This window comes from Achromobacter sp. (genome assembly GCF_036567245.1).
GTDB lineage: Bacteria > Pseudomonadota > Gammaproteobacteria > Burkholderiales > Burkholderiaceae_B > Achromobacter.
The window spans coordinates 1-2,828 of record NZ_DATCUY010000007.1; the positions used below are offsets into that span (position 1 = coordinate 1).

2 pseudogenes are annotated in these 2,828 nt (G+C 68.3%); both read left to right on the forward strand.

Annotated elements, in window-relative coordinates:
• Positions 1-1,452, forward strand: a pseudogene (locus VIR09_RS00275) (hypothetical protein); the annotation flags it as partial.
• 9 nt (positions 1,453-1,461) lie between these two features.
• Positions 1,462-2,828, forward strand: a pseudogene (locus VIR09_RS00280) (hypothetical protein); the annotation flags it as partial.

Genomic DNA, 2,828 nt, shown 5'->3' on the forward strand with positions numbered 1-2,828 from the left:
GAGGCGCTACGCACGGCCGCGGACGCGAAGGTGAATGGCGTGGGCTTGCCCGACGGCTTGCGCCAGGCGCTGCGCCAGGCCGCCAATACCGTCGAGATACTGCTGGACAGCGTAGGCGTCGTGCCGGCGCTGCTGGCGCAAGGCAAGGCGCTGTACGACGCGCTCGATGCGGTGGTGGGCCAGCCCGGCCAGTTGGACGAGCTTTTCGCCGACGCCGCGACGCTCAAGCCGCGCCTGCAGGCCATCACGGACGCCGTCGGGCCGCTGTCCGGCACCATAGGCAGCGCGCGCCTGCTCGAAGGCGCGCCGCGCCAGATCGCGCAGACGGCGCTGAACGCGGTCAAGCTGGCGGTCGATGCCGTGCTGGCCAGCGCCGAACTGCTGGAGCTGCTGACGGGCGATGAACTCACCATCCGCTTCGATTGGAATCCGGTGATCAAGAGCTGGTCGATCAAGCCCGGCGACCCGCCGCTGTTCCGCGTCAACGATGCGCGCGGCTTCCGGGTGGCGGTGGAAGCGCGCGTGCGCAAGAACGGCCAGAGCGCGCCCAAGATGTCGGTGGTCTGCTCGCTGAAGGACTTCGACCTGGTGCTGATCGCCCCCGCCAGCTTCATGGAACTGAACTTCGAGAAGATCGAATTCCGCATCGACACGGCCGCGAAGATGGACGTGGATGTGCTGCTGACCGACATCAAGTTCGTGGGTCCCTTGTCCTTCGTCGAAACGCTGCGCGACCTGATCCCGCTGGACGGATTCTCCGATCCGCCTTACCTGGACATCTCGGCCAAGGGCGTGGACGCGGGCTTCGACCTGGCGCTGCCGGCCGTCGCCATCGGCGTCTTCAACCTGTCCAACCTCAGCCTGGGCGCGGGCTTCACCGTGCCCTTCATCGGCCAGCCCCTGGCCGTGCGCTTCAATTTCTGCACGCGCGAGCAGCCCTTCAATCTGTCGGTGTGCATGTTCGGCGGCGGCGGCTTTTTCGGCATCACGCTCGATCCCAGCGGGGTCCAGCTGATGGAGGCCGCCTTCGAGTTCGGCGCCAGCGTGTCGGTGAACCTGGGCGTGGCTTCGGGCGGCGTGCACGTCATGGCGGGCATCTATTTCCGCATGGAGAAGAACGCCTGCTCGCTGGCAGGCTACTTCCGCATGGGCGGCTGCGTCAGCGTGCTGGGCATCGTCAGCATTTCCATCGAGATCTACCTGGAACTGCGCTACGAGTTCGAAAGCGGCAAGTGCGCGGGGCGCGCCACCATCACCGTCGAGATCGAAGTCTTCATGTTCTCGATGAGCGTGTCGCTGTCGTGCGAGCGCAAGTTCGCCGGGTCCAATGGCGACCCGGGCTTCCGCGACCTGATGGGGCCTCGCCCCGAGTTGCCGCTGGCGCAGGAACTGGCGCTGATCGACGACGGCACCGAGTACGCCTGGCGCGAATACGCCGAAGCCTTTGCCTGAGGAACGTCCATGGCCAAGCAAACGATAGTCTGGACCGTGATCCCCAACGGCCGCGTACCCGCCGGCCCCGACGCCGGCCGGCTGCGCGTCTCCATCGTGGCCTCGCCGCGCCTGACGCCGCAGGCCGCCGATGAGCAGCAGCTGCACGCCTACGCCGACTGGGTCAACTGGCCGCGCACGCTGGAACGGGTGCGCTTCGTGCTGAATACCGGCATGGCGGAGATCGAGCTGGAGCCGCAGGCGCAGGCCGACCCGGCATTGTGGGAACGGCTGCTGCCCAAGACCACGCCGGTCGCCGGTTTCGTGTTCCGCGACATGAGCAAGGTCAACCTGTACTCGTATTCGGTGGCGGGCGTGCTGGGCCTGGCCCGCAAGCACTACGGCAGGCTGGCGGTGCAAGCCACCGGCACCCCGCCCACGCTGCTGCCCTGGCGCGACGCGCATCCGGGCCTGAAGGACATGCTGGGCGACTGCGGCACGCGCACGACCTATATCTCGCTGGGCGACCGGCGCGTGGAGATGCCGCTGCCCGGCTTCGACCGCTTCTTCGACGACGGCGGCGACGGCGCCGAGCGCGTGCTGCGTTCCCAGGTCTACGGTCCCCACAGCATCTACGAAGGCCGCGCCGCGGCGCCGGGCGTGAACGCCGAGGGCAATCCCCAGCCCGGAGTGAGCTTTCCGCTGCGCGCCCTGCCTACCCGCTGGAACGATGGCGGGCTCGCCGGCCCGGACCAGAACCTGATGAAGCTGTGGAACTCGCAGGCCGAGTACACCTTGTTCCAGGCCAACCGCTTCTATCGCCGCGAGCCACCCACCGCGCAACAGCGCAGCATCCGGCGGCCGGATGGCGAGAACGTGCCTGCGCCACCCACCCGGCCGGAAATGGATTTCCACGCCATCATCGCGTCCTACGGCGACTATCCGGCGCTGCTGCGCCAGCTCGGTCTGGTCATCGACTGCCTGCTGCCGGCGGACTCGCCGATCGCGCGGCAACTGGCGGCCGCGCCCGCCGCGCAAGGCTATTTCTTCCTGGCCCTGCGCTGGGAAGACGGCCACGACGCTGGCGACGACGCCTGCCCCGCCACCGCCTGGACCGGCGACCAGGAACGCTTCACCACCCGCCCCCGCAATCCTTCCGACCATGAGCGCGGCATGCTGAAACTGCGCCGCGCCGACGACAGCTGGAACCTGTACGAGCCGCGCAGCCCCTTCGACGTCTATCAGGCAGATCCCGACGGCGCGGCGCTCAAAACCGTGGACTTCGTGCTGAGCGCGCAGAACCTGATCGCCAAAAGCCTGGCGCTGGGCGCCGACGGCGCAGTGACCTACACCACCGGCGACAAGCAGGGCGTGGCTGCGCTGCGCTCGGGCGGCCT